Source organism: Streptomyces sp. NPDC102283 (genome assembly GCF_044766265.1).
GTDB lineage: Bacteria > Actinomycetota > Actinomycetes > Streptomycetales > Streptomycetaceae > Streptomyces.
Map to the genome: position 1 here is coordinate 1 of NZ_JBIWLQ010000009.1, position 26,126 is coordinate 26,126.

Genomic DNA, 26,126 nt, shown 5'->3' on the forward strand with positions numbered 1-26,126 from the left:
GGGGTCCCGTGGGGGGGGGGGGGGGGGGGGGGGGGTTTTGGGGGGGGGGGGGGGGGGGGTACCCCGCGGGGGGGGGGGGGGGGGGCCCCCCGGCCCCCCCCCCCCCACCACCGGGCGACCGTAGCGAACCGGTCTCCCGGCTCGTACCCGCCTCCGGGCCCGTCAGGCGTGCTCACCCGCTGCCGGGGACCGTCCCGGCAGGCTCAGGAGTCCTGCGTGGCCAGCATGCCGAGGGTGCACAGTCCCAGCACCACCCAGCCGAACCAGAGCCAGCCGCTGCTTCCCAGCGCCACCGTGTACGCGGTCACCGCGATCAGGGCCCCGCCGGTCATGTATCCCATGGTCTTCGTCGATCCGGACATGCGCGCACGCTCCTCGTCGGCCGCGCGGCCGTTGTCCCCATGGTCACCCCGTATGCGCCCTCCGCGCTACTGTCCGCGCGCCTGCAAAGACGCGAGATAGGCGTTGTACGCCGCCAGCTCCTTGTCGCCGTCGCGGTCCGCCGCCCGGTCCGTGCGCCGGGCGGTGCGCTGCTCGGAGCGGTACCACTGGAAGACCAGCGCGATCAGCACCAGCACCGAGGGGATCTCGCTGAACGCCCACGCGATGCCGCCCGCCCAGTTCTGGTCGCTCAGGGCGTCGATGCCGAGTGAGGCCGGCGGGTTCTCGTACGTCTTCACCATCGGCGTCGACGCCATCATCAGGGCGATCCCGAAGAACGCGTGGAACGGCATCCCGGCGAACAGCTCCAGCATCCGCATCAGATAGCCGGGCCGGTGCGGACCCGGGTCCACGCCCATGATCGGCCAGAAGAAGACCAGTCCGACCGCGAGGAAGTGCACCATCATCCCGATGTGGCCCGGCTTCGTGCTCATCAGGAAGTCGAAGATCGGCGTGAAGTACAGCGCGTAGAGGCTCGCGATGAACAGCGGGATCGTGAACACCGGATGCGAGATGATCTTCATGTACCGGCTGTGCAGCAGCTTCAGCAGCAGCTCGCGCGGACCGGTCCGCCCCCGCGCGGCCGGCGGCAGCGCACGCAGCGCCAGCGTCACCGGGGCGCCCAGCAGGAGCAGGATCGGCGACAGCATGCTGATCACCATGTGCTGCACCATGTGCACGCTGAACATGACCATGCCGTAGTCGTTGAGCTTGGTGCACATCACCAGCGCGATGCTCAGCACGCCCACGGTGAAGAACACGATCCGGTTCACCGGCCAGCCGTCCCCGCGCCGACGCAGCCGCACCACGCCGTACCCGTACAGGGCGAGCGCCAGGACGCAGCCGGTCAGGAAGAACGGGTCGACGGAGAGCTCCAGCCCCCGCCCCAGCGTGAACGGCGGCAGATCCATGTTCATGCCGTGCCCGCTGTGATCCATCTGTTCACTCCCGATGGGGACACGTCCCCGTTTCGTGCCGGTTGTCCGGTCCAGAGTAGAACTGCCCCCGGCCGCGGTTGCGGCCGGGGGCAGTTCTGGACGACGTGTCCTGACAAGGTGTTCTAGAGCACGCACTCCGCCTCGGCGTACCGCTCGGCGGGGACCGTCTTCAGCGTCTCGACGGCCTCGCCCAGCGGCACCATCACGATGTCGGTGCCGCGCAGCGCGGTCAGCATCCCGAACTCGCCCCGGTGCGCCGCCTCCACCGCGTGCCAGCCGAACCGGGTCGCCAGGACCCGGTCGTACGCGGTGGGCGTGCCGCCCCGCTGGACGTGCCCGAGGATGACCGGGCGGGCCTCCTTGCCGAGCCGCTGCTCCAGCTCCCCGGAGAGCTGGGTGGCCACCCCGGCGAACCGCTCGTGACCGTAGATGTCCTTGACGCCCTGCTCGAACTGCATGGAGCCCTCGCGCGGCTTGGCGCCCTCGGCGACCACCACGATGGCGAACTTCTTGCCCGCCGAGAAGCGCTTGCCGACCAGCTCGGTCAGCTCGTCGATGTCGAAGGGGCGCTCGGGCACCACGATGGCGTGGGCGCCGGCGGCCATGCCGGAGTGCAGGGCGATCCAGCCGGTGTGACGGCCCATGACCTCGACGATCAGCACCCGCTGGTGCGACTCGGCGGTGGTCTTCAGCCGGTCCAGGGCCTCGGTGGCGACGCCGACGGCGGTGTCGAAGCCGAAGGTGACGTCGGTGGAGGCGATGTCGTTGTCGATGGTCTTGGGGACGCCGACGATCGGGAGACCGGCCTCGGAGAGGAGGTTCGCGGCCTTGAGGGTGCCCTCGCCGCCGATCGGGATGATGGCGTCCAGACCGAGGTCCGCGACATGGCCGCGGGCGCGCTCCACGCCGTCGCGCAGATGTGCGGGCTGGACCCGGGAGGAACCGAGGATCGTGCCGCCGCGGGCCAGGATGCCGCCCACCGCGTCAAGGTCGAGCTTGCGGTAGTCGCACTCCAGCAGGCCCTTCCAGCCGTCGTGGAAGCCGATGACCTCGTCGCCGTGGTCCACCACCGCGCGGTGCACGACGGAACGGATGACGGCGTTGAGGCCGGGGCAGTCGCCGCCGGAGGTGAGTACGCCAATGCGCATGGCCCGGGAACCTTTGCAACGTTGAGTCGACGACCGGACCACGTCGTCCGGTTGGATCCCCGCCACCCTACCGGCGCAGGGTGGCGGGACCGAACCGGCCGTCCGCCTGCTGGACTGCGCTCAACCGAGCGGAAAACACCTCAGGCGGACACCGCTCAGGCGAGCGGAAAGTGCCTCATGCGGGCTGGGTCGCCGAGGCGATCCGCTCGGCGCGCAGCGCGTCGTACCAGCGGTCGTCGGTGGGCGGCAGCGCGTTCACGTCGAGGGCCAGCTTCAGCAGCAGATCGGCGATCTGCGGGTTGCGGGCCATCACGGGGCCGTGCATGTACGTCCCGAAGACCGTGTCGTTGTACGCGCCCTCCGTGCCGTCCCCGGTGCCGTTGCCCCGGCCGAACTGCACCCGGGCGAACGGCCGTGCCGTCGGGCCGAGATGGGTGACGCCCTGGTGGTTCTCGAACCCGGTCAGCGGCGGCAGCCCGAGGTGCGGGTCGATGTCCGCCAGTACGTCGCCGACGCACCGCGCGCCCTCGCCGCGGGTGGAGACCACGTCGAGCAGACCGAGACCGGCCTCGCGCTCGCCGAGGTCGTTGACGAACTCGTGCCCGAGGATCTGGTAGCCCGCGCAGACCGAGAAGATGATCGCGCCGTTGGACGCTGCCCGGCTCAGCCCGCCGTCGCGGCGCAGCCGCTCGGCCGCGAGGCGCTGCGGACGGTCCTCACCGCCGCCGATCAGATAGATGTCGCCGGACGTCGGCACCGGCTGGTCGCTGCGCACGTCGACGCGCTGAACGTCCAGACCGCGCTGCCGGGCACGCCGCTCCACGACCAGGGCGTTGCCCTGGTCGCCGTAGGTGCTGAGCAGGTCGGGGTAGACCCAGACCAGACGCAGACCGTTGTTCATGCTTCGTCCTCTCCGGAGGTGGCCGGGGCCGGGGTCAGTTGCCGACACGACGGCGCAGATCCTGGAAGGCGGTGTAGTTGGCGATGACCTCGATGCGGCCGGGCGGTGCGTAACTCACGGCCTCGTCGAGCGTCTCGCAGACCCGGAAGTCGAGACCGGCCACTTCGAGGCGGACCGCCAGGTCCAGCTTCCGGTCGCCGAGCACGAAGATCGGGTGACCCGCCAGCTGCGTGTAGTCCACGTCCCACAGCCAGGAGGTGTCCGTGCCGTCCGCGCCGCGCGCGTTCACCGAGAGGATCACCGGCGTCGGCGGCGGGTCGATCAGCGAGAACGTCTCCAGCCAGCCGGCCGGGTTCTTCGCCAGCAGCAGACGCAGCTCACGGTTCTGGAAGGTGACGACGTCATAGCGTCCGGCCACCGCCTGCACCTGGTACATCCGCTCCAGCGCGACCTGCGGCGGCACGCCGAAGACGGCGGCGACGGCGGCGGAGCTGGTGGCGTTCGCCTTGTTCGCCCGGCCGGGCAGCTGGAGGTGGATCGGCCACGCCGAACCGTGCGGGTCCAGGACGTAGTCGCCGCTCAAAGCCCAGCTCGGGGCGGGGCGGCGGAAGCCGCACTGCCCGCAGAACCAGTCGTCGCCCGGGCGCTGCATCACACCGCCGCAGGACGGGCAGGACCAGGCGTCGTCCTTCCACGCCTGGCCGGCCGCCACCCACACCACGTTGGGCGAGGAGGAGGCCGCCCAGACGACCAGCGGGTCGTCCGCGTTCGCGATGACCACGGCCTTCGAGCCGGAGAGGCCCTCGCGCCAGTGCTCGGCCATCATCCGGGTCTCCGCCGCGCGGTCCAGCTGGTCGCGCGAGAGGTTGAGCAGGGCGATCGCCTTCGGCGTGGTGTCGCGCGCGACACCCGCCAGATACTTCTCGTCGACCTCGATCACGCCGAACTTCGCGTCCGAGCCGCCGGCCAGCGCCGAGGTGATGCCCGCGGGCATGTTCGCGCCGAGCGCGTTCGACACGACGGGCCCGGCGGCCCGCAGCGCCTCGGCGATCAGCCGCGTGGTGGTCGTCTTGCCGTTCGTCGCCGACACGAGGATCACGTCCAGGTGCTGCGCCAGCCGCCCCAGCAGGTCGGGGTCGAGTTTGAGCGCCACCCGGCCGCCGATCACCGATCCGCTGCCCCGCCCCGCGGCACGTGACACCGCCGCCGCGGCCTTGCCCGCCGTCACGGCCAGTTTGGCCCGCGGCGACAACGGCTCCGTGTTGCCTGCCATCGTCCTAGATCCTCCTTGCATCGGTCCGCGCCCAGCCTATCGATGTCCGGCGTGGCGACCGCACCGCGGCACCACGGGAACTCCCCGGCCCCGGTGGAACGTAACCTTGCCGCCATGCGAAACCGCCCGATCCCCGGCAGTTCCGGACTCGTCCGTGAGATGAGTCTGCTCGGCGACCCGTTGCTCCACCGCGCCTGCGAGGACGTCACGGACTTCGGCCCGTCGCTGGCGCGGCTGGTCGAGGACATGTTCGCGACGATGTACGCCGCGCAGGGTGTCGGGCTCGCCGCCAACCAGGTCGGCGTCCCGCTCAAGGTGTTCGTCTACGACTGTCCGGACGACGACGATGTCCGCCATCTGGGACACGTGGTCAATCCCGAACTGGTCGAGGCGGACGGACTCACCGTACGCGGACCGGAGGGCTGTCTGTCACTTCCCGGTCTGGAAGCGGGCACGGATCGCTTCGACCACGCGGTCGTCGAGGGGCTCACGATGACCGGCGAGCCGGTCCGGATCGCCGGGACGGGATGGTTCGCCCGGTGCCTCCAGCACGAGTGCGACCACCTGGCGGGCACGGTCTACACCGACCGGCTGACCGGGCTGCGGCGCACCCGGGCGCTGCGTGCGGCGCGTCGTGCACCCTGGGCGCGCGGGGACTGAGCGCGCCGGGTTCCCGGGCCCGGCCTCCGGAGCGGGTCAGAACCCCGGGCCGCCCTGGAGGTCGCCCGCCTCCGCGAGCCTGCCCCACAGCAGATCGGCGAGGCTGCTCACCAGCCGTTCGCGGGAGCACGGCCGGTCGCCGAGCCACCAGTCGCCCGCCGCGTGCATCATGCCGACGATCCCGTGCCCCCAGATGCGGGCCATCTGCTCGCTGTCCGGGCCCAGGTCGACGCGCTCGGCGATCACCTGGCCCAGTTCCTCGCCGAGGCGGCGCAGCAGTGGGGCGGAGTGCCGGCCGACGTCGAAGCCCTGCTCGGGGGAGGGGGTGGCGTCGGCGCTGTCGGACGGGTGCATCAGGAAGCGGTAGACCTGGGGGCGGGCCTCGATCGCGGCGAGATAGGTGTCGAGCGTCGACTCCACCCGCTCACGCCGGTCCGCGGGCGCGTCCAGGGCGGCCCGCAGGGCGCTGAGCAGCGCGTCGGTGTGGCGCTTGGCGAGGGCGCGGTAGAGGCCGCCCTTGTCCCCGAAGTGGCGGTAGAGGATGGGTTTGGTGATCCCGGCCTCGGCGGCGATGGCGTTCATCGAGGCCTGCGGTCCGTCCCTGAGTACCACCCGGTCCGCCGCTTCCAGCAACTCGCGGCGACGGCGCTCGGCCGCGGTCCGCTGTCGCTCGGCGCTTCGTGCGGTCTCCATGTCGTCTCTTCTCCCACCCCTGGCCACGCGATGCCGTCGCATCGCCTCTGCGCGCCCGCGCAACGTAACACTCCGCAGGGCGGGCGCCTGATCGGCTCCGTGGCGGTTGACAGTACCTACTTGTCGGTAACAGACTGTGGTTACCGCGAGTAACGCATGGTTTTCGCCGCAGTGCCTGGAGGGGAAACATGGCCGAGTTCACGCTTGAGCTCAACGACGACCAGAAGCAGGTCAAGGAGTGGCTCCACGGCTTCGCGGCGGATGTCATCCGCCCCGCCGCCTCGGAGTGGGACGAGCGTGAGGAAACGCCCTGGCCCGTCATCCAGGAAGCGGCCAAGGTCGGCATCTACTCCCTGGACTTCTACGCCCAGCAGTTCTTCGACCCTACGGGTCTCGGTATCCCCATGGCCATGGAAGAGCTCTTCTGGGGCGACGCGGGCATCGCCCTGTCGATCGTCGGTACGGGCCTGGCGGCCGTCGGTGTCCTCGCCAACGGCACCGAGGAACAGGTCGGCACCTGGATCCCGCAGATGTACGGCGACGCCGACGACGTGAAGGTCGCCGCGTTCTGCTCGTCCGAGCCCGACGCCGGATCCGACGTCGCCTCGATGCGCACCCGGGCCGTCTACGACGAGGCCAAGGACGAGTGGGTCCTCAACGGCACCAAGACCTGGGCGACCAACGGCGGCATAGCCAATGTGCACGTCGTCGTCGCCGTCGTCGACCCCGGCATCGGCTCCAAGGGCCACGCCTCCTTCATCGTGCCGCCGAACACCCCCGGCCTCTCCCAGGGCCAGAAGTTCAAGAAGCACGGCATCCGCGCCTCGCACACCGCCGAGGTGGTCCTGGAGGACGTCCGCGTCCCCGGACACTGCCTGCTCGGCGGCAAGGAGAAGCTCGACGAGCGCCTCGCCCGCGCCCGGGAGCGCGCCAGGTCCGGCGGCGAGCGGGTCAAGAACGCGGCGATGGCCACCTTCGAGGCGTCCCGCCCGGCCGTCGGCGCGATGGCCGTGGGCACCGCCCGCGCCGCCTACGAGGTCGCGCTCGACTACGCGAAGACCCGCAGCCAGTTCGGTCGCCCGATCATCGACAACCAGGGCATCGCCTTCCAGCTCGCCGACATGCGCACCCGGATCGACGCCGCCCGGCTGCTGGTGTGGCGCGCCTCCTGGATGGCCACCACCGGCAAGCCGTTCACCTCGGCCGAGGGCTCCATGTCCAAGCTGTACGCGAGCGAGACCGCCCGGGACGTCACCGCGCAGGCGATCCAGATCCTCGGCGGCAACGGCTTCACCCGTGAGTATCCGGTCGAGCGCATGCACCGCGACGCGGCGATCTACACCATCTTCGAGGGCACCAGCGAGATCCAGCGCCTGGTGATCGCCCGCACGCTGTCGGGCATGCCGATCCGCTAGCTTCCGCAGGCGACGGGGAAGGGGGCGGTCCGGGACACGCGTACCGGACCGCCCTCTTCCGGCATGCTCAGCCGGGCAGCTGCGCCTCGATCGCCGCCACGACCTCCGTGGCCTCGGGCTCGGAGCCCGGCCGGAGCCGGGCGACGGGCTCACCGGCCGGCGAGATGAGGAACTTCTCGAAGTTCCACTGGATGTCCCCGGCCTCCCCGTCCGCGTCCGCCAGCTTCGTCAGCTCCACGTACAGCGGGTGCCGGTCCGCTCCGTTGACGTCGATCTTCTCCAGCAGCGGGAAGGTGACCCCGTACGTCGTCGAGCAGAAGCTCTGGATCTCCTCCGCGCTGCCCGGCTCCTGGCCGGCGAACTGGTTGCACGGGACACCGAGCACGGTCAGGCCCCGGTCCCCGTAGTTCTGCTGCAACCGCTCCAGGCCCTCGTACTGCGGGGTGAGCCCGCACTTGGAGGCCACGTTCACCAGGAGGACGGCCCGGCCGCTGTAGGCGCCCAGCGTGGTCGGCTCGCCCGCGAGGGTGCGCAGCGGAATGTCGTGCAGCGTCATGAAACTCTCCCTGATCATTGCGTGGTGGTGCCCATGGTGCCGCTCGCCGCTCACGGAGCGGCGAGCTCCTTGTAGTAGAAAGTGGTCGGCTTGAGGCTGCCCGCCGGATCCGCCGCGTATCCCGGTACGCTCCCGACCTTCGTCCAGCCCGCCTTGCGGTAGACCTGCTCGGCCAGGCTGCCGCTCTCGGTGTCCAGGATCAGCAGCGTGATGCCCTCGGTCGCCGCGTACGCCTCGACCGCGGACAGCAGCGCCCCGCCGAGCCCCTGGCCTCGCGCGGAGGGCCGGACCATCAGCTTGGCGACCTCCGCGCGGTGCCGGGCGTTCGGCAGCGGAGCGCGGACCAGGGCGATCGTCCCCGAGACCCGCCCGCCCTCGCGGGCGATCCAGATGCCGACCCGCCCCGTCTCCAGGTCCGCGGCCCGCTCACGCCACCAGGCGGCGGCCGTCTCCCGGTCCAACGGGGCGAGGAAGCCCACCGAGGACCCCTCGTCGACGGTCTCGGCCAGGAGGCCGGCCAGCTCGTCGGCGTACGTGACCAGCTCGGGGGCGGACACGTGGACGATCTCGGTCATGCGCGGGGGTCCTTTCACGGGGCAGGGGTCGGGAGGAACCGTACGGCTCGCGGCGGAGGCTGTTCCCACCAGGGTGCACGGGTGCGTCATCCCGGCGATGCCATGCCCCGCGGCGCCGTCCATCCCCTACCCGGATGCGCCGCCCGACACCGGGCACGGGTGAGGTCACCCGGTTTCCGGCCGCGTTCCGGCCATCGGAGCCGGCGTCAACCGGAGGGTGACCACGTACGCCACCACCACCGCCACGATCACCAGGGGCATCACGGTGAGCCCCTCCTTGCCCAGCAGGAGCGTCGCCAGGAGCACCGAGGTCATCGGCAGCCGCAGCATCGCCACGCACATGGCCCCGACGCCCATCGCGAACCCCGCCGTGAGATCCAGGCCCGGCAGGTGGGACAGCGCGACGCCCCCCACCGCGCCCACGAACATCGCGGGGAAGACAGGGCCGCCCCGGAAACAGCTCAAGGACGCGCAGTAGGCCAGCGACTTGCAGACGATGAGCAGGACCAGCGCACCGACCGAGTACCCCGCGCTCCCGGACAGGAGATGGCCCAACTCGTGCTCGCCCGAGTACAGCACCTCGGAGCCGTCCTTGCCGGACGTCTCGGCGTACACCAGCGCGAGCCCGCCGACGACCAGCCCCATCACCGCCGTGGCCACCGCCGTCCGCCGCTCCACACGCTCCTGGAGCGCCACCGAGAGCCGGCGGATGCCCGCGCCCGCGAAGGCGGCCGCGACACCGAGAGCCAGCGCCCACCCGAACCCCGCGACGTCGGGGGCCGCCGCCGACGGCACCTCGCCCAACGCCAGCGAGTAGGTCCCCAGACCCGTCCAGGAACCCAGCCCCGTGAAGATCAGCGCGCCGATCCCCGCGGAGAGCAGCCCGGGAACGAGCACCACACCCAGCATCGGCCCGGCCAGCCCCGACACCTCCATCAGCAGGAACGCGCCCAGCAGCGGGGATCCCAGCAGGGCGCTCACCGCGGCGAAGCTCCCCGAGGCACCGACCAGGGACCGCCCCTGTGGCGTCAGGTCCCGTTTGACGCGCCCCGCCGCCCAGACGGCCAGCCCGCCGCCCAGCGCGATCAGGGGCGCCTCCGGCCCCAGCACGGCGCCCACGCCCAGCGAGACCAGCGCCGCCAGGACGATGCCGGGCAGGTCCGCCGCGGCCGGGGCGCCGGTGGACACCATCCCGTCCGCCGGCCGGTGTCCGCCCCCGCCCGGCAGCCGGCGGACGGTGAGGCCGACCAGGAGACCCGCGACGCCGAGCAGCGGCACGGGCCACCACGACGGCGTCTCCTCGAAGCCCATCGCCCGCGGAAGCTCCGTGTACGTCAGCGACTGGAGCTCCGAGACCAGGGCCAGGAAACCGAACGCGACCGCGGAGACCGGCACCCCGAGAACGGCCGCCGTCAGCAGCAGCCCCGCGTACCTCCGCGTGCGGACCGCCGCGTACGAGCCCTCCGGCGCTGCGACGGGTGTGCCCGGAGACGTGGCCGGCATAGGTCGAACTCCTCGGCGTGACGATCATCGGGACGGGAAGGGGGCGGGTCCCCACGGGTTCACGCCGGGATACCACGCACCGGCGGACCGGGCGCCCGGCCACCGCCGGGGACACCCCCTTCGGTGCGGAAGGTCAGCCGCCCGGCCCCGGAAGCGCGCCGCCGCCCGGGACGTCTGCCGGCAGCCGCCTCGAGGCCACCGCGTCGACCAGCGCCCGGTGATCGAGCTCGTTGCGGTCCGCGTACGACTCCGCGAACGTGGCGATCGCCCGGTCGAGGACGTCCCCCCGCCCGAGGTAGCCGGCGATGGCGATCCGGTCCCCGGACCTCGCGTGGGCGCGGGCCAGCGTGGCGCCGCACACCTCGCCGAACGCGCGCATCCCCTCCGGCACCATCGACTCCGGCTCGGCGATGCCCTTCCAGTCGCGCAACTGGCGCACGTAGAAGTCCCGGCTCCGGCCGTCGATGCCCTCGGCCCGCTCCCAGCCGAGGAAGATGTCGCTGGATGCCTGCATCAGGCGCTGCCCCGCGACCACCCGCTCGCCCTGGTTGGCGTACCGGCTCGCCCCGGCGTGCTCGGCCAGCACCGAGGGGCCCGCCTCCTTGGCCTGGAGGAGGAGCGGATCCCCGCCGTCCCGGCCGAGCAGCAGGATGATCCAGCACCGGGTGCCGACACTGCCCACACCGACGACCTTGCGGGCCACGTCCACCAGCGTGAAGTCCTCGAGGAGACTGCGCCGGTCGGGCACCAGACTGTGGGCGTAACCCGCCACCATGGTCCGGAACTCCCGGTACAGCGCCTCCCGCTCCACCCCGGGCAGCAGATCGGTGAGCGGGACGACCATCGGCGGGTCCGCGGCGATCCGCAGCCGCCCGTCGACCACCTCGGCGAGCTTGCCGAGGGCCTGCCGGCTGTCCCGGGAGCGGGCCTTGCCCAGCGCCCGGTCGACGTTCCTGCGGCCCCGCCCGTCCAACCGCTCCGCGGCCACCGTGCGCAGCCGCTCGGCGTCGGTCCTCGCGTACCACACCTCCAGATTGCGCATCCCGGCGAACCGGGCCATCGCCTCCCGGTACGAGCGCACCGCGGCCCGCACGATCCCGGCGCGCTCCCGGTGCGTGAAGCCGTTCGCCCGCCCCGCGATGACGAGGCTGGCCGCCAGCCGTTTGACGTCCCACTCCCAGGGGCCCGGCAGCGTCTCGTCGAAGTCGTTGATGTCGAAGAGCAGATTCCGCTCGGGAGAGGCCAGCAGCCGGAAGTTCAGCAGATGGGCGTCACCGCACAGCTGCGCCCGGATCCCCGAGTCCGGGGTGCCCGCCAGATCGGCGGCCATCAGGGCGGCCGCGCCCCGGTAGAAGCGGAACGGGGACTCGGTCATCCGTGCGTAGCGGATCGGGACCAGCTCGGGAACCCGGTCCGCGGACTGCGCTTCGAGGACGGTCAGCGGGTCGGGGCGTCGCGGTGACGCCGTGAACTCCGCATGGCTCGACCGGGGAGCGTCCCGCCGGGCGGCCCTGCCGAGTGCCGCCCGTTCGGCCGGCGTCGCGTGAGGTGCGGCGCGCAGCGGCGCCACGGCTTCCCGGTCCATGAGGTGCCCCTTCCGGAGTTCGTCGGATCTCTTCGGCAGTCCGTCAGTCCTCTTCGGCGAGCCGGCGGTCACGGTCACGCCGGTGTCCGACCCGTTGCCAGATCGCCCGCTGCGCCTTGAGCGTGGCCGTGCCCACCACGATCAGCACCAGGATGTTCACCACGAGCTGGATTGCCGATCCCCGCACGTCGGACCAGCTGGTGAACGCCGTGGAGACGGCGATGTCCGCCGCGGCCGGGATCGTCGTCACGGAGATGAACACGCCGAGCAGGGCGCTGGTCCTGGCCTCGGTGAGCGACACGATCCCGACGATCCCGGCCAGGGTCGCTACGGCGACCGAGAAGAAGTTCGGCGTGTTGATGAGGTTGGAGACGGGGCGCAACCCCCGGTCGAAGGCCTCCGACTGCAGCCCGAAACCGCGGATGAGGAGGGCGAAGAGGAAGGTGAGGACCATGGTCAGGAGAAAACCGGAGCCCAGGGCGGCCAGCCCGCCGCGCACCATGGCCCGATGGCCCCGGTCGATCCCCAGCGCCACGCTGACGATGGCGCCGTACTCCGGCCCGACGACCATCGCCGCCACGATCAGGATCTGCGAGTTGGTGACGATGCCGACCGAACCGATCAGCCCGGCGACGACCAGATAGAGGAAGAAGCTCGGCGGGTACCGCCCGCCGGACCTGATGCGCGCCTCGACCTGCTCCCAGACCGGCGCCCGGCTCAGCGGCCCCAGCTCGCGCAGCCCCTCCTCGGAGGGCCTGCCGGGAAAGGCCGTGTCGACCGGTTCGATGACCAGCGTGCCCAGCTGGTCGAGGTGGACGTCGAGCAGGCGGTGCAGCACGTCGTTCGCCGCCCCCGCCAGCACGTCGCAGGCGATGGAGTCGCCGTCGGGACGGCGTGCGGCGTCGCGCTGGACGATGAGGTTGAGCACGCAGGGGTCGCCCGAGAGCAGGCCGACGACCTCGTCGGTCAGGTCCGGCGGGCTCACCGCGCGGATGTGGATCATGTCCATCCCGGCACCTCCGGCGGCTCCCGGCCCCGTCGCACGGCTCTCCACCCGGACGGTGGCCCCGGGGGCTCACTCCAGTAACGCGGGCCCGGCCCCGTTCGGCAAACCGGGTGCCGGTCCCGGCGCCCGGACGCGTGCCGCCTGCCCGGGGCGGGCGTGCCGCACAGTGAGGGGACCGGGCCCGACCGGGAGCGTGACCGTCCCTGAGCCGCACCGGACCTCGCGGGCGGCCGCGACGCCGTACTGGCAGGATCGGTGTGTGAAGATTCCCGACGCCTTTCCCGAACCGCTGCCCGGTGCCGCCGGAGCCGTCGCCCGGGACCCCGACGCCGAAGGCGAGCAGCACCGGGGCCGCCGCCTCGTCCGCTGCCGCCTCTGCGGCCGGCCCCTCACCGGGACCGACTCGCGCCGGGCCGGCCTCGGACCGTCCTGCGACGCCAAGCTGCACCCGGCGCCGCCGGACATCCGCACCCGCCGCCACGAGGTCGACCAGGACCCGCTGCCCGGCACGTAGACAGGGTGCTCTAGTCGCTCGTCAGCCGCCGGAACAGCCCCTCCTGCACCACCGACACCAGCAGCTGACCCGAGCGGTCGTAGATCCGGCCCCGCGCCAGCCCCCGGCCGCCCGTGGCGATCGGCGACTCCTGGTCGTACAGGAACCACTCGTCCGCCCGGAACGGCCGGTGGAACCACATCGCGTGGTCCAGCGAGGCCATGTCGAAGCCGCGCGGACCCCACAGCGGCTCCACCGGGATGCGGACCGCGTCCAGCAGCGTCATGTCGCTCGCGTACGTCAGCGCGCAGGTGTGCACCAGCGGGTCGTCGCCCAGCGGGCCCACCGCCCGCATCCACACCGCGCTCCGCGGATCGGCGTCCTTGATCTCGTCCTTCGTCCAGCGCAGCCGGTCGACGTAGCGGATGTCGAAGGGCTGCCGCCGGGCCATCCGCTCCAGCGCCTCCGGCAGTACGCCCAGGTGCTCGCGCACCTCCTCGGCCACCGTCGGCAGCTCCTCCGGGTCCGGGACGATCCGGGCCGGCGGCAACTGGTGCTCGAAGCCCGCCTCCTCGGGGCGGTGGAACGACGCCGTCAGATTGAAGATCGTCCGCCCCTCCTGGACCGCCGTCACCCGCCGGGTGGTGAACGACCGGCCGTCCCGCACCCGCTCCACCTGGTACACGATCGGCACCCCGGGACGGCCCGGCCGCAGGAAATAGGCGTGCAGCGAGTGCACCGGCCGGTCCCCGTCGGTGGTCCGGCCCGCCGCCACCAGTGCCTGGCCCGCGACCTGCCCCCCGAAGACCCGTTGCAGGGACTCCTCCGGGCTGCGGCCCCGGAAGATGTTGACCTCGATCCGCTCCAGGTCGAGAAGGTCGACCAGGCGCTCGGCCGGATTCGTCATGCCGTACCTCTCCACTTCAGTGCCAGGGGGCGTCTCACAGCTGGCCGACCTCGGTGACCCGGACGATCGCCCGGCCCTCCTCGTCGGACGCCGCGAGATCCACCTCGGCCTTGATGCCCCAGTCGTGATCGCCCGCCGGGTCGGCGAAGGCCTGCCAGACCCGCCACAGCCCGTGCGCGGGGTCCTCCTCGATCTTCAGCAGCTTCGGCCCGCGCGCGTCCGGACCGGTTCCGATCTCCTCGTGCGCGTCCCAGTACGCGTCCAGGGCCTCGCCCCAGGCGTCCTCGTCCCATCCGGAGTCGCCGTCCAGCTCGCCCAGAGCACCGGCCCGGTCCAGCGCGGCCAGCTCCACCCGGCGGAACATCGCGTTGCGCACCAGTACGCGGAAGGCGCGGGTGTTCGCCGTGACCGGCTTGACCTCGTCCGCCTTCTCCTGGGCCTGCTCGGCGGTCTCCACCTCGGGGTTGGCCAGCTGTTCCCACTCGTCCAGCAGACTGGAGTCCACCTGGCGCACCATCTCGCCGAGCCAGGAGATCAGGTCCTGGAGGTCCTCCGACTTCACGTCGTCCGGGATCGTGTGTTCCAGCGCCTTGTACGCGCTCGCCAGATACCGCAGCACGATGCCCTCGGTACGGGCCAGCTCGTAGTGCGAGGTGAACTCCGTGAAGGTCATGGCCCGCTCGAACATGTCCCGGATCACCGACTTCGGCGACACCGGGTGGTCGTTCACCCACGGGTGGCTCGTGCGGTACACGTCATAGGCGTGCCACAGCAGCTCGCTCAGCGGCTTCGGGTACGTGACCTCCTGGAGCAGTTCCATCCGCTCCTCGTACTCGACCCCGTCCGCCTTCATCTGCCCCACGGCCTCGCCGCGCGCCTTGTTCTGCTGGGCGGCCAGGATCTGCCGGGGATCGTCCAGCGTCGACTCGACGACCGAGACCATGTCCAGTGCGTACGAAGGGGATTCGGCGTCCAGCAGGTCGAACGCGGCCAGCGCGAACGTGGAGAGCGGCTGGTTCAGTGCGAAGTCCTGCTGGAGATCGACCGTCAGCCGGACGATCCGGCCCTCGGCGTCCGGCGTCTCCAACCGCTCCACCACCCCGCCGTCCAGCAGCGAGCGGTAGATGGCGATGGCCCGCCGGATGTGCCGCAGCTGCGCCCGGCGCGGCTCGTGGTTGTCCTCCAGCAGATGCCGCATCGCCTCGAACGCGTTGCCCGGCCGGGCGATGACCGCGAGCAGCATGGTGTGGGTGACCCGGAAGCGGGAGCTCAGCGGCTCGGGATCCGAGGTGATCAGCTTGTCGAAGGTGGTCTCGGACCAGGCGACGAAGCCCTCCGGGGCCTTCTTGCGGACCACCTTGCGCTTCTTCTTCGGGTCGTCGCCCGCCTTCTTGACGTTCTTCTCGTTCTCGATGACGTGCTCGGGCGCCTGCGCCACGACGAAGCCGGCCGTGTCGAACCCGGCCCGCCCGGCCCGGCCCGCGATCTGGTGGAACTCCCGCGCGCGCAGGGTCCGCACCCGGGTGCCGTCGTACTTGGTGAGCGCCGTGAACAGCACCGTACGGATCGGCACGTTGACGCCGACGCCGAGTGTGTCCGTCCCGCAGATCACCTTCAGCAGACCCGCCTGGGCCAGCTTCTCCACCAATCGGCGGTACTTGGGCAGCATCCCCGCGTGGTGCACCCCGATGCCGTGGCGCACGTAACGGGAGAGGTTCTGGCCGAACTTGGTGGTGAAGCGGAAGCCGCCGATCATGTCGGCGATCTTCTCCTTCTCCTCCTTCGTGCACATGTTGATGCTCATCAGCGACTGTGCCCGCTCGACGGCCGCCGCCTGCGTGAAGTGCACGATGTAGACCGGCGACTGCCGGGTGTCCAGCAGCTCGGTCAGCGTCTCGGTGATCGGCGTGAAGCGGTATTCGTAGCTGAGCGGCACCGGACGGGTCGCGGAGCGCACCACGGAGGTGGGCCGGCCGGTACGCCGGGTCAGGTCCTTCTCGAACATCGCGACGTCGCCGAGCGTCGCCGACATCAGCACGAACTGGGCCTGCGGCAGCTCCAGCAGCGGGATCTGCCACGCCCAGCCCCGGTCCGGCTCCGCGTAGAAGTGGAACTCGTCCATCACGACCTGGCCGATGTCGGCGTACTTGCCGTCGCGCAGTGCGATGGAGGCCAGCACCTCGGCCGTGCAGCAGATCACCGGGGCGTCCGCGTTGACCGAGGCGTCGCCGGTGAGCATGCCGACGTTCTCGGTGCCGAAGAGCTTGCACAGGTCGAAGAACTTCTCCGACACCAGCGCCTTGATCGGCGCCGTGTAGAAGGTGACCTTGTCCTGCGCCAGCGCCGTGAAGTGCGCGGCGGCCGCCACCAGGCTCTTCCCGGAGCCGGTCGGGGTGGAAAGGATCACGTTCGCCCCGGAGACCACCTCGATCAGCGCCTCCTCCTGAGCCGGATAAAGGGTGATGCCCTGGGTCTCGGTCCATGACGAGAAGGCCTCGAAGAGGGCGTCCGGGTCGGGGGTCTTAGGCAGCTGGTCGATGAGGGTCACGCCCCCATCTTGCCTGTCTTCGGCCCGGATGAGGGAACCGGCGGACGGCACGAAGATCACGGACGATACGCTGCGGTCTCAACCTGCCCGCGCCGTACCGGTGATGGGCGTACGAAGCGCTGGGGGCGGGAAAAGACCATGATGGGACCGGCACACTCCCTGTCAGGGGCAGCGGCCTGGCTGGGGGTGGGCGCGGCGGCGGCCGCCACCGGCCACACGATGCCCTGGCCCGTCCTCGTCGTCGGGGCGCTGATCTGCGCGGGAGCCGCGCTCGCCCCCGACCTCGACCACAAGTCCGCGACCATCTCGCGCGCCTTCGGCCCGCTCTCCAAGGGGCTCTGCGAGATAGCCGACAAGCTCTCGTACGCCGTCTACAAGGCCACCAAGAGCAAGGCCGACCCCCGTCGCACCGGCGGACACCGCACCCTCACCCACACCTGGTTCTTCGCCGTCATGATGGGTGCCGGCTGCTCCTTCGCCGCGGTCACCGGCGGGCGCTGGGCGGTCCTCGCGATCCTCTTCGTCCATCTGGTGCTCGCCGTCGAAGGCCTGCTCTGGCGGGCGGCCCGGGTCTCCAGCGACGTCCTGGTCTGGCTGCTCGGCGCCACCAGCGCCTGGATCCTCGCCGGTGTCCTGGACCAGCCGGGCAACGGGGCCGGCTGGCTCTTCGACGCCCCCGGGCAGGAGTACATGTGGCTCGGCCTGCCCATCGTGCTCGGCGCCCTGGTCCACGACATCGGGGACGCGTTGACCGTCTCGGGGTGCCCGATCCTGTGGCCGCTCCCGATCGCCGGGAAGCGCTGGTACCCGCTCGGCCCTCCGAAGTTCATGCGGTTCCGGGCCGGCAGCTGGGTGGAGATCAAGGTGCTGATGCCCGCGTTCATGGTGCTCGGGGGAGTGGGCGGGGCCGCCGCCCTCAACTTCATATGACCGGCCGGCGCTCGCGCGGGCGGGCGGGGCGCCCCGCCCCGTAGCACGATGGCGGCATGCTGCTCGCCGAGCTCGCCCAGGTGTCCCTGGAGGTCGCCGCCACCTCCGCCCGGTCCCGCAAGACGGCGCTCCTCGCCGACCTCTTCCGGAACGCCGGCCCCGAGGACGTCCCCGTCGTCATCCCGTACCTCGCCGGACGGCTGCCCCAGGGCCGCGTCGGCGTCGGTTGGCGGAGCCTCGGGGACCCCGTGGAACCCGCCACCGAGCCCACGCTCACCGTCACCGGCGTCGACACCGAGCTGACCGCCCTGGCCGCCACCTCCGGCCCGGGATCCCAGGCCTTGCGCCGCGAGCGCCTGCACGCCCTGTTCGCCGCCGCCACCGCCGACGAGCAGCGCTTCCTGCGGGCCCTGCTCACCGGCGAGGTACGCCAAGGGGCCCTGGACGCCGTCGCCGCCGACGCCCTGGCCCACGCCGCCGGAGCACCGCCCGCCGACGTCCGGCGCGCCGTGATGCTCGCCGGATCGCTCCAGGACGTCGCCCGCGTCCTCCTCGCGGAAGGGCCCGGCGCGCTCGCGGCCTTCCGCCTCACCCTCGGGCGGCCCGTCCAGCCGATGCTCGCGCGGAGCGCCTCCTCGGTGGGCGAGGCCCTCGACAGGCTGGGCCCGTGCGCGGTCGAGGAGAAGCTCGACGGCATCCGGGTGCAGGTCCACCGGGACGGCGACCGGGTCCGGGCCTACACCCGGACCCTCGACGACATCACCGACCGGCTGCCCGAACTGGTCACCGCCGTCGCCGCGCTCGACGCGCGCCGCTTCGTCCTCGACGGCGAGCTGATCGCCCTGGGGGAGGACGGCAGGCCCCGGCCCTTCCAGGAGACCGCCTCCCGGGTGGGCTCGCGGCGGGACGTGGCCGCGGCCGCGGCACACGTGCCCGTCGTCCCCGTCTTCTTCGACGCCCTCCTCGTGGATGACGAGGACCTGCTCGACCGGCCCTTCGCCGACCGCCACGCGGCCCTGGCCCGGCTGCTCCCCGAGAGCCTGCGGGTCCGCCGCACCCTCGTCGCCGATCCGGACGACCCCGAGGCCCGCGCGGCGGCCGGCGCGTTCCTCGCCGACACCCTGGAGCGCGGTCACGAGGGAGTCGTCGTCAAGGACCTGGCCGCCGCCTACAGCGCGGGCCGCCGGGGCGCGTCCTGGCTGAAGGTGAAGCCCGTGCACACCTTGGACCTGGTGGTCCTGGCCGTGGAGCGGGGCAGCGGCCGGCGCACCGGAAAGCTCTCCAACCTGCACCTGGGGGCTCGTCGGCCCGACGGCACGTTCGCGATGCTCGGCAAGACCTTCAAGGGCCTCACGGACGCCCTGCTGGACTGGCAGACCGAGCGGCTGGGGGAGCTGGCGACCGACGACGACGGCCATGTCGTCACCGTACGCCCGGAACTCGTCGTGGAGATCGCCTACGACGGACTCCAGCGCTCCACCCGCTACCCCGCCGGGGTCACCCTCCGGTTCGCCCGCGTCCTGCGCTACCGGGAGGACAAGACGGCGCAGGACGCGGACACGGTGGAGACGGTTCTCTCCCGGCAGCCGTGAGCGCGCCCCGGGGAACCCGGGACGCGCTCGGACGGTGCGTGGCCGCTCAGTGCTTGATGACCGTCGCCGCCGTGTGCTCCCTGATCTGCTCCGGCGTCAGATAGACGTCCGTGTACTCGAAGTCCCGCAGCGTCGCCGGCTTGCGGGACTGGAACCCGGTCCGCACGAAGTCGTCACCGGCGACCGCGTTCAGCATCCAGTTCGTCATCACCCGGGTCTTGGCGACGTTCGTCCGCAGCGCCGACCAGTGGTAGCCGCGCGCCACCGCCTGCGCGGGCAGCCCACGCAGCTCGATCCCCAGCGGCTTGGACACGGCGTCCTTGCCGCCGAGGTCCACGACGAGCCCCAGATCCTTGTGCACGTAGTCCTTGAGCGGCTGATGGCGCAGCGAGGCGATCAGATTGTCCGCCAGCACCCTGCCCTGGCGCATCGCGTGCTGTGCGGTGGGCGGGCAGACCGCACCGTCGCCCTTCGCCAGGTCGGGCACCGCGGCCGCGTCGCCGAGCGAGAACACCCCGTCCGCGCCCGGCAGGTTCAGCTGCGGGGTGACCGCGAGCCGACCGCGTACGGTCTCCGCGCCGAGGGTGGCGATCAGCGGGCTGGCGGCCACTCCGGCGGTCCAGATCAGGGTCCGGCAGGGCAGCACCCGGCCGTCGGTGAACGTGACCTCCTCCGGCCCCGCCTTCGCGATCGAGACCCCGAGCGACACCTCGATGTTCCGCTTGCGGAGCACCTCCAGGGCGGCCTGCCCCAGCTTGTCGCCCAGCTCCGGCATCAGCTTGGGCGCGATGTCGATCAGATGCCACTTGATCAGCCGCGCGTCCAGCCGCGGATAGTGCCGGACCGCGCTGGTGGTCAGCCGCTGGAGGCAGGCGGCCGTCTCCGTGCCCGCGTAACCGCCGCCGACCACCACGAACTGGAGCCGGGAGGCCCGCTCGGCCTCGTCGTGACTGGCGTCCGCCAGATCCAGTTGGGCGATGACGTGGTCCCGGACGTACGCGGCCTCGGCCAGCGTCTTCATCCCACGGGCGTTGTCCAGCAGCCCCGGGATGTCGAAGGTCCGGGTGACGCTGCCCGCGGCCAGCACGATGTAGTCGTACGGTTCGTTCACGATCTCGTCCGTGATCTTCCGGATCACGCAGACCTTCGCCTGCGCGTCCACACCGATCGCCCCGCCCGGCACGATCCTCGTACGGTGGCGGCGGCTGCGGCGCAGCGACACCGCGACGGACTGCGGTGTGAGCACCCCGGAGGCCACCTGGGGGAGCAACGGCAGATACAACTGGTAGGAGAACGGCGTGACGAGCGTGATCTGGGCCTCTCCCGGAGCGAGCCTGCGCTCCAGACGGCGTACGCACTCGACGCCTGCGAATCCGGCGCCGACGACGAGAATCCTGGGTGGTGCCACGGTCTGCGTCCCTTCTCGGGCTTGCGTGGTTCTGCGCTCGCCTGCCCCGTTTACCGGGTGATTCACCTCTCATCCTTAACCGGACGCCCCGGCATCCGCCTCCTGACAGGGGTGAACGGGGGCCCGCCCACGGGGGCAAAGTGACCGGCGGCGCCCGCGGCCGGTGGACCTCGGGGCCCGTACGGCCGATCCCTCCTCCCTCCGGAACAGCGGGAGTTCGGCAGCCGCGCCCCGTGCGAGGATGCTGCGGTGACCACCTCGCCCCCCTCGCCCGTGGCCGACGACTCCCCCCTGGCGGACGATCCGCCCCGCGACCGCGGCCTGGGCTCCCGCGCCGCCGCGGTCCTCGTGTTCGGATCATCGGCCGCGGTCCTGGTGGTCGAGATCGTCGCCCTGCGGCTGCTGGCCCCGTATCTCGGCCTCACCCTGGAAACCAGCACGATGGTGATCGGTATCGCCCTCACCGCCATCGCGCTGGGTTCCTGGCTGGGCGGGCGCATCGCGGACCAGGTCGACCCGCACCGGCTCATCTCCCCGGCGCTCGGGGTGTCGGGCGTGGTCGTCGCGCTCACCCCGCTCCTGCTGCGTACCACCGCCCAGTGGTCGCCGGCGCTGCTCCTGCTGGTCGCCTCGGCGACTCTCCTGGTGCCCGGCGCGCTGCTCTCCGCGGTGACCCCGTTCGTGACGAAGCTGCGGCTCACCAGCCTCGCCGAGACCGGGACGGTCGTCGGGCGGCTGTCGGGCGTGGGCACCTTCGGCGCCATCGTCGGCACCGTCCTCACCGGGTTCGTCCTGGTCTCACGACTGCCCGTCAGCTCCATCCTGATCGGCCTCGGCACGCTGCTCGTGCTCGGCGCCGCGCTCGTCGGATGGCGGGCCCGCCGTCGGCGGCGCGCCTCGGCCGTCGCGCTCGCCACCGTCGTCGTGGGCTCCCTCGCCACCGCGTTCGCCCCCGGCGGCTGTGACGCGGAGACCCGGTACCACTGCGCACAGGTCGTCGCGGACCCCGAACGGGACAGCGGCCGCACCCTCGTTCTCGACGGCCTGAGCCACTCCTACGTCGACGTCGAGGACCCGACGTACCTGAAGTTCGCGTACGTGCGCGCCATCGCCTCGGTGGTCGACACCGCCTTCCCCGGGGGCGAGCCGCTGACCGCCCACCACATCGGGGGCGGCGGCCTCACCTTCCCCCGCTACCTCGCGGCCACACGCCCCGGGACCCGCAGTCTCGTCTCCGAGATCGACGGCGGAGTCGTGCGCATCGACCGTGACCGATTCGGCCTGGGGCCGTCGAACACCACGGACATCGACGTACGCGTGGAGGACGGCAGACTGGGCCTGCGCAGGCTGGACGCGGGCAGCCACGACCTGGTCGTGGGCGACGCCTTCGGAGGCGTCAGCGTGCCGTGGCACCTCACGACGTCACAGGCGCTGGGAGACGTCCGCCGGGCGCTCGACGAGGACGGCCTGTACGTCGCCAACCTCATCGACCACGGCGAGCTGGCCTTCGCCCGCGCCGAGGTCGCCACCCTCACAGCGACCTTCGAGCACGTCGCCCTCCTCGGGAAGCCCGCGGACATCGGGCTGGACCCGACCGCGTCCACCGTGGGCGGCAACCTGGTGGTGGTCGCCTCCGGCCGTCCCGTCGACGCCCCCGCGATCCAGGAAGCCCTGGACGCCAGGGACGTCGGCTGGAAGATCACCACCGGCGGCGATCTCGCCTCCTGGACCGGTGAAGCCAGGGTGCTCACCGACGACCACGCGCCCGTCGACCAGCTCCTCCAGCCCGACCGTTCGCGGACGGCCCGGTGACTCCCGGGCCGTCCGCCGGGCGGCTCACCCGTGCCAGGACCGCCACAGGGACGCGTACGCGCCGTCCGCCGCCACCAGCTCGTCGTGGCTGCCCAGCTCGCTGATCCGGCCGTCCTCCACGACCGCGATCACATCCGCGTCGTGCGCGGTGTGCAGCCGGTGCGCGATCGCCACCACCGTACGGCCCTCCAGGACCCGGGCCAGCGAACGCTCCAGGTGGCGGGCAGCCCGCGGATCCAGCAGCGAGGTCGCCTCGTCCAGCACCAGCGTGTGCGGATCGGCCAGCACGAGCCGGGCCAGCGCGATCTGCTGGGCCTGCGCCGGGGTCAGCGCGAACCCGCCCGAGCCGACCTCGGTGTCCAGCCCCTCCTCCAGGGCCTTCGCCCAGCCGTCCGCGTCGACCGCGGCCAGCGACGCCCACAGCTCCGCGTCCTTCGCCCCGTCGCGGGCCAGCAGGAGGTTGTCCCGGAGCGAGCCGACGAAGACGTGGTGCTCCTGGTTGACCAGGGCCACATGCTCGCGGACCCGCTCCGCCGTCATCCGCGACAGCTCCGCCCCGCCGAGCGTCACCTCACCGGTGCGCGGCGCGTAGATCCCCGCCAGCAGCCGGCCCAGCGTGGACTTGCCCGCGCCGGAGGGGCCGACCAGGGCGATCCGGGTGCCCGGAGCCACGTCGAGCGACACCTTGTGCAGGACGTCGACGCCCTCGCGGTACCCGAAGCGGACGTCGTCCGCCCGTACGTCCCGGCCGTCCGGACCGATCCCGGCGTCGCCCGCGTCCGGCTCGATCTCCCGGACGCCGACCAGCCGGGCCAGCGACACCTGGGCCACCTGGAGCTCGTCGTACCAGCGCAGGATCAGACCGATCGGGTCGACCATCATCTGGGCCAGCAGCGCGCCCGTCGTCAGCTGCCCGATCGTGATCCAGCCCTCCAGCACGAACCAGCCGCCGAGCAGCAGCACCGCGCCGAGGATCGTCACGTACGTCGCGTTGATGACGGGGAACAGCACCGAACGCAGGAACAGTGTGTACCGCTCCCAGGCCGTCCACTCCGTGATCCGCCGGTCCGACAGCGCCACCCGGCGGTCGCCGAGGCGGTGCGCCTCCACCGTCCGCCCGGCGTCGATGGTCTCCGCGAGGATCCCGGCGACGGCCGCGTAACCCGCGGCCTCCGAGCGGTACGCCGAGGGGGCACGGCGGAAGTACCAACGGCAGCCCACGATCAGCACCGGCAGCGCGACCAGCACGGCCAGCGCCAGCGGGGGAGCGGTCACCGTCATCGCGCCGATCAGCAGACCGGCCCACACGACGCCGATCGCCAACTGCGGCACGGCCTCGCGCATCGCGTTCGCCAGCCGGTCGATGTCCGTGGTGATCCGGGCCAGCAGATCGCCCGTCCCGGCCCGCTCCAGGACCCCGGGCGGCAGCCCGACGGACCGTACGAGGAAGTCCTCGCGCAGGTCGGCGAGCATCTCCTCGCCCAGCATCGCCCCGCGCAGGCGCATGCTGCGCGTGAACACGGTCTGGACGACCAGCGCGAGGGCGAAGATCGCGGCGGTGCGCTCCAGATGCAGGTCGGTGACTCCGTCGGACAGGTCCTCCACCAGCCCGCCCAGCAGATACGGTCCGGTGATCGAGGCGATTACCGCCACCGCGTTGACCGTGATCAGGACGGCGAACGCCCTGCGGTGCCGGTGCAGCAGACTCCGTACGTAACTCCGCACGGTCGTCGGCGTGCCCACGGGCAGCGTCGTCGCCGACTCCGGGGCCGCGGGGTCGTACGCCGGGGGTGCGACGCCGATCATGCCCTCTCCTCGATTTCCTCGGTGCTCTTCATGGCGGGGACTTCGCCGACGCCGTTCAGCGCGCTCGCGGCGGCCGCCTCGTCGTCGGTCTCCCGGGTGACGACCGCCCGGTAGCGGGGTTCGCCGCGCAGCAGGTCGCGGTGGGTTCCCACGGCGACGACCGTGCCCTCGTGGACGAGCACCACCCGGTCGGCGGCGTCGAGCAGCAGCGGGGACGAGGCGAACGCCACCGTCGTACGTCCCCGGCGCAGCTTCGCGATCCCGGCGGCGACCCGGGCCTCGGTGTGCGAGTCGACCGCGGAGGTCGGCTCGTCCAGCACCAGCGCCTCCGGGTCGGTGACCAGCGACCGGGCCAGCGCCAGGCGCTGGCGCTGACCGCCGGACAGGGACCGGCCGCGCTCGGTGATCCGGGTCCGCATCGGGTCCCCGTCGTTGTCGGGCGAGGCCTGTGCCAGGGCGCTCAGCACGTCACCGCACTGGGCCGCCTCCAACGCCGCCTCGGCGGTGACCAGGCCCGAGGCCGGGATGTCCAGCAGCTCCCGGAGCGTGCCGGACAGCAGCACCGGGTCCTTGTCCTGGACCAGCACCGCGGTCCGTGCGGTGTCCAGCGGGATCTCGTCCAGGGCGACCGCGCCGAGCAGCACCGACGGAGTCGCCGGCGAAGCCTCCGCGCCTTCCGCCGCGTCCTCCTCCTCGCCGGTCTCCGCGTGCCCGCCGAGCCGTTCGGCCAGCCGGCCCGCCTCGTCCGGGTCGCCGCAGACGACGGCGGTGAACTGCCCCCGGGGGGCCATCAGGCCGGTCGCCGGGTCGTACAGATCACCGGAGGGCGTCACGCCCTCGACGGTGGCCTCCCGCGCACTGCGGCGCAGCGACAGCACGCGCACCGCGCGCTGGGCGGACGGACGCGAGAAGGAGTACGCCATCGCGATCTCCTCGAAGTGCCGCAGCGGGAACAGCATCAGGGTGGCCGCGCTGTAGACGGTGACCAGCTGACCGACGTCGATGCGGCCGTCCCGGGCCAGCGTCGCCCCGTACCAGACCAGGGAGATCAGCAGGATCCCCGGCAGCAGCACCTGCACCGCCGAGATCAGCGCCCACATCCGGGCCGAGCGCACCGCCGCCCTGCGGACCTCCTGGGAGGCGCGGCGGTAGCGGCCGAGGAACAGCTCCTCGCCGCCGATGCCGCGCAGCACGCGGAGTCCGGCGACCGTGTCCGAGGCCAGCTCGGTGGCCTTGCCGGCCTTCTCACGCTGCTCGTCGGCGCGCCGGGTGGCGCGCGGCAGCAAGGGCAGCACGGCCAGGGCGAGCACCGGCATGGCGAGCGCCACCATCAGTCCGAGGGACGGGAGGTAGAAGGCCAGCCCCACACAGATCACCACGAGGGCGGTGGCGGCGGCCGCGAAGCGGGAGAGCGCCTCGACGAACCAGCCGATCTTCTCCACGTCGCCGGTCGAGACGGCGACGACCTCACCGGCCGCGACCCGCCGTGTCAGCGCCGAGCCCAGCTCGGCGGTCTTACGGGCGAGCAGTTGCTGGACCCGGGCGGCGGCGGTGATCCAGTTGGTCACCGCGGTCCGGTGGAGCATGGTGTCGCCGACGGCGATCAGGATGCCGAGGGCGACGATGAGGCCGCCGGACAGGGCGAGCCGCCCCCCGGAGCGGTCGATGACGGCCTGGACGGCGAGACCCACGGTGACCGGGAGACCGGCGATGGCCAACTGGTGCAGCAGCCCCCAGGAGAGGGCCTTCAGCTGGCCCGCGAGCTGGTTGCGCCCGAGCCAGTAGAGGAATCGAGGGCCTGAACGGACATCGGGGTCGCCGGGATCCGAATACGGAAGGTCGCGAATCTGCATGACGTCCCAGGGCTTGTGAAACGGAGATCCGGATGGACCTCGAAGAACGGGGTGACGTGCAAGGTTCCCTGTTCGTCCCGGTC

General features: G+C 72.1%; 22 protein-coding genes. 6 read left to right on the top strand and 16 right to left on the bottom strand.

What is annotated here, in order from left to right:
• Positions 1-203 precede the first annotated feature (203 nt).
• The 5 genes from ACIRJT_RS18980 to ACIRJT_RS19000 form a co-directional block, all read right to left on the bottom strand.
• The gene (locus ACIRJT_RS18980) at positions 204-362 is read right to left on the bottom strand and encodes a hypothetical protein (RefSeq protein ID WP_107500125.1); all 159 of its coding nucleotides are present in this window, start codon (positions 360-362) and stop codon (positions 204-206) included.
• 66 nt (positions 363-428) lie between these two features.
• Positions 429-1,379: a cytochrome c oxidase assembly protein gene (locus ACIRJT_RS18985; protein ID WP_403910613.1), complete on the bottom strand. Its 951-nt coding sequence runs from the start codon at positions 1,377-1,379 to the stop codon at positions 429-431.
• 122 nt (positions 1,380-1,501) lie between these two features.
• Positions 1,502-2,527 carry a 6-phosphofructokinase gene (locus tag ACIRJT_RS18990; protein ID WP_003970624.1) on the bottom strand — a complete coding sequence of 342 codons (1,026 nt, stop codon included), beginning with the start codon at positions 2,525-2,527 and terminating at the stop codon, positions 1,502-1,504.
• A gap of 175 nt (positions 2,528-2,702) precedes the next feature.
• Positions 2,703-3,428, bottom strand: coding sequence for a type 1 glutamine amidotransferase (locus ACIRJT_RS18995; RefSeq protein ID WP_403910615.1), 726 nt, complete (start codon positions 3,426-3,428; stop codon positions 2,703-2,705).
• Positions 3,429-3,462: 34 nt separating this feature from the next.
• Positions 3,463-4,701, bottom strand: coding sequence for a MurT ligase domain-containing protein (locus ACIRJT_RS19000; protein WP_403910617.1), 1,239 nt, complete (start codon positions 4,699-4,701; stop codon positions 3,463-3,465).
• A 114-nt stretch (positions 4,702-4,815) separates the two neighbouring features.
• On the opposite strand from ACIRJT_RS19000, the gene def reads away from it, so the two are divergent.
• Positions 4,816-5,361, top strand: a complete 546-nt coding sequence (gene def / locus ACIRJT_RS19005) for a peptide deformylase (RefSeq protein WP_403910619.1) — start codon at positions 4,816-4,818, stop codon at positions 5,359-5,361.
• Positions 5,362-5,397: 36 nt separating this feature from the next.
• On the opposite strand, the gene ACIRJT_RS19010 is transcribed toward def, so the two are convergent.
• A complete protein-coding gene (locus ACIRJT_RS19010; RefSeq protein WP_215102158.1) occupies positions 5,398-6,054 on the bottom strand; it encodes a TetR family transcriptional regulator in 657 nt (218 codons plus the stop codon).
• A 188-nt stretch (positions 6,055-6,242) separates the two neighbouring features.
• Here ACIRJT_RS19010 and ACIRJT_RS19015 point away from each other — a divergent pair, with 188 nt between their 5' ends.
• Positions 6,243-7,469, top strand: a complete 1,227-nt coding sequence (locus tag ACIRJT_RS19015) for an acyl-CoA dehydrogenase family protein (RefSeq protein WP_403910621.1) — start codon at positions 6,243-6,245, stop codon at positions 7,467-7,469.
• Positions 7,470-7,536: 67 nt separating this feature from the next.
• Here ACIRJT_RS19015 and ACIRJT_RS19020 read toward each other — a convergent pair whose 3' ends face one another.
• From ACIRJT_RS19020 to ACIRJT_RS19040, 5 genes are all read right to left on the bottom strand, one after another.
• Entirely contained in the window at positions 7,537-8,025 is a 489-nt protein-coding gene (locus tag ACIRJT_RS19020; RefSeq protein ID WP_403910623.1) for a glutathione peroxidase, read from the bottom strand.
• Positions 8,026-8,075: 50 nt separating this feature from the next.
• Entirely contained in the window at positions 8,076-8,600 is a 525-nt protein-coding gene (locus ACIRJT_RS19025) for a GNAT family N-acetyltransferase (protein ID WP_403910625.1), read from the bottom strand.
• Between the two features lie 165 nt (positions 8,601-8,765).
• Entirely contained in the window at positions 8,766-10,103 is a 1,338-nt protein-coding gene (locus tag ACIRJT_RS19030; protein WP_403910627.1) for a chloride channel protein, read from the bottom strand.
• Between the two features lie 133 nt (positions 10,104-10,236).
• A complete protein-coding gene (locus ACIRJT_RS19035; protein ID WP_403910629.1) occupies positions 10,237-11,688 on the bottom strand; it encodes a DUF2252 domain-containing protein in 1,452 nt (483 codons plus the stop codon).
• A gap of 43 nt (positions 11,689-11,731) precedes the next feature.
• Positions 11,732-12,697, bottom strand: a complete 966-nt coding sequence (locus tag ACIRJT_RS19040) for a DUF389 domain-containing protein (protein WP_403910631.1) — start codon at positions 12,695-12,697, stop codon at positions 11,732-11,734.
• A gap of 256 nt (positions 12,698-12,953) precedes the next feature.
• Between ACIRJT_RS19040 and ACIRJT_RS19045 the strand changes: the two genes are divergently transcribed.
• Positions 12,954-13,208 (top strand): DUF6011 domain-containing protein, encoded by a 255-nt coding sequence (locus ACIRJT_RS19045; protein ID WP_403910633.1) that lies wholly within the window; start codon positions 12,954-12,956, stop codon positions 13,206-13,208.
• A 10-nt stretch (positions 13,209-13,218) separates the two neighbouring features.
• Here the strand turns inward: ACIRJT_RS19045 and ACIRJT_RS19050 are convergent, their stop codons facing one another.
• Entirely contained in the window at positions 13,219-14,094 is an 876-nt protein-coding gene (locus ACIRJT_RS19050) for an acyl-CoA thioesterase (protein ID WP_398601720.1), read from the bottom strand.
• 34 nt (positions 14,095-14,128) lie between these two features.
• Complete coding sequence (locus ACIRJT_RS19055; RefSeq protein ID WP_403910635.1) at positions 14,129-16,642, bottom strand: DEAD/DEAH box helicase; 2,514 nt, start codon at positions 16,640-16,642, stop codon at positions 14,129-14,131.
• A 138-nt stretch (positions 16,643-16,780) separates the two neighbouring features.
• Here ACIRJT_RS19055 and ACIRJT_RS19060 point away from each other — a divergent pair, with 138 nt between their 5' ends.
• Complete coding sequence (locus tag ACIRJT_RS19060) at positions 16,781-17,572, top strand: metal-dependent hydrolase (protein ID WP_403910637.1); 792 nt, start codon at positions 16,781-16,783, stop codon at positions 17,570-17,572.
• Positions 17,573-17,628: 56 nt separating this feature from the next.
• On the top strand, positions 17,629-19,164 hold the full coding sequence (locus ACIRJT_RS19065; protein ID WP_403910639.1) for an ATP-dependent DNA ligase: 1,536 nt from the start codon (positions 17,629-17,631) through the stop codon (positions 19,162-19,164).
• Between the two features lie 46 nt (positions 19,165-19,210).
• Here the strand turns inward: ACIRJT_RS19065 and ACIRJT_RS19070 are convergent, their stop codons facing one another.
• Positions 19,211-20,572 carry an NAD(P)/FAD-dependent oxidoreductase gene (locus ACIRJT_RS19070; RefSeq protein WP_403910641.1) on the bottom strand — a complete coding sequence of 454 codons (1,362 nt, stop codon included), beginning with the start codon at positions 20,570-20,572 and terminating at the stop codon, positions 19,211-19,213.
• A 249-nt stretch (positions 20,573-20,821) separates the two neighbouring features.
• On the opposite strand from ACIRJT_RS19070, the gene ACIRJT_RS19075 reads away from it, so the two are divergent.
• Entirely contained in the window at positions 20,822-22,384 is a 1,563-nt protein-coding gene (locus tag ACIRJT_RS19075) for a fused MFS/spermidine synthase (protein ID WP_403910643.1), read from the top strand.
• A gap of 24 nt (positions 22,385-22,408) precedes the next feature.
• On the opposite strand, the gene ACIRJT_RS19080 is transcribed toward ACIRJT_RS19075, so the two are convergent.
• Positions 22,409-24,190 (bottom strand): ABC transporter ATP-binding protein, encoded by a 1,782-nt coding sequence (locus ACIRJT_RS19080; RefSeq protein ID WP_403910645.1) that lies wholly within the window; start codon positions 24,188-24,190, stop codon positions 22,409-22,411.
• Positions 24,187-26,043 carry an ABC transporter transmembrane domain-containing protein gene (locus ACIRJT_RS19085; protein ID WP_403910646.1) on the bottom strand — a complete coding sequence of 619 codons (1,857 nt, stop codon included), beginning with the start codon at positions 26,041-26,043 and terminating at the stop codon, positions 24,187-24,189. Before ACIRJT_RS19085 ends, ACIRJT_RS19080 begins: the two co-directional genes overlap by 4 nt.
• Between the last annotated feature and the right edge of the window lie 83 nt (positions 26,044-26,126).

Excerpts from the sequence above, each read along its gene's own strand:
- ACIRJT_RS19030 (WP_403910627.1), bottom strand. The coding sequence starts at position 10,103 with ATGCCGGCCACGTCTCCGGGCACACCCGTCGCAGCGCCGGAGGGCTCG.
- ACIRJT_RS19060 (WP_403910637.1), top strand. The coding sequence starts at position 16,781 with ATGATGGGACCGGCACACTCCCTGTCAGGGGCAGCGGCCTGGCTGGGG.
- ACIRJT_RS19015 (WP_403910621.1), top strand. The coding sequence starts at position 6,243 with ATGGCCGAGTTCACGCTTGAGCTCAACGACGACCAGAAGCAGGTCAAG.
- ACIRJT_RS19000 (WP_403910617.1), bottom strand. The coding sequence starts at position 4,701 with ATGGCAGGCAACACGGAGCCGTTGTCGCCGCGGGCCAAACTGGCCGTG.
- ACIRJT_RS19050 (WP_398601720.1), bottom strand. The coding sequence starts at position 14,094 with ATGACGAATCCGGCCGAGCGCCTGGTCGACCTTCTCGACCTGGAGCGG.
- ACIRJT_RS19020 (WP_403910623.1), bottom strand. The coding sequence starts at position 8,025 with ATGACGCTGCACGACATTCCGCTGCGCACCCTCGCGGGCGAGCCGACC.
- ACIRJT_RS18980 (WP_107500125.1), bottom strand. The coding sequence starts at position 362 with ATGTCCGGATCGACGAAGACCATGGGATACATGACCGGCGGGGCCCTG.
- ACIRJT_RS19040 (WP_403910631.1), bottom strand. The coding sequence starts at position 12,697 with ATGGACATGATCCACATCCGCGCGGTGAGCCCGCCGGACCTGACCGAC.
- ACIRJT_RS19085 (WP_403910646.1), bottom strand. The coding sequence starts at position 26,043 with ATGCAGATTCGCGACCTTCCGTATTCGGATCCCGGCGACCCCGATGTC.
- ACIRJT_RS18985 (WP_403910613.1), bottom strand. The coding sequence starts at position 1,379 with ATGGATCACAGCGGGCACGGCATGAACATGGATCTGCCGCCGTTCACG.
- ACIRJT_RS19010 (WP_215102158.1), bottom strand. The coding sequence starts at position 6,054 with ATGGAGACCGCACGAAGCGCCGAGCGACAGCGGACCGCGGCCGAGCGC.
- ACIRJT_RS18990 (WP_003970624.1), bottom strand. The coding sequence starts at position 2,527 with ATGCGCATTGGCGTACTCACCTCCGGCGGCGACTGCCCCGGCCTCAAC.
- ACIRJT_RS19025 (WP_403910625.1), bottom strand. The coding sequence starts at position 8,600 with ATGACCGAGATCGTCCACGTGTCCGCCCCCGAGCTGGTCACGTACGCC.
- ACIRJT_RS19065 (WP_403910639.1), top strand. The coding sequence starts at position 17,629 with ATGCTGCTCGCCGAGCTCGCCCAGGTGTCCCTGGAGGTCGCCGCCACC.
- ACIRJT_RS19080 (WP_403910645.1), bottom strand. The coding sequence starts at position 24,190 with ATGATCGGCGTCGCACCCCCGGCGTACGACCCCGCGGCCCCGGAGTCG.
- ACIRJT_RS19035 (WP_403910629.1), bottom strand. The coding sequence starts at position 11,688 with ATGGACCGGGAAGCCGTGGCGCCGCTGCGCGCCGCACCTCACGCGACG.
- ACIRJT_RS18995 (WP_403910615.1), bottom strand. The coding sequence starts at position 3,428 with ATGAACAACGGTCTGCGTCTGGTCTGGGTCTACCCCGACCTGCTCAGC.
- def (WP_403910619.1), top strand. The coding sequence starts at position 4,816 with ATGCGAAACCGCCCGATCCCCGGCAGTTCCGGACTCGTCCGTGAGATG.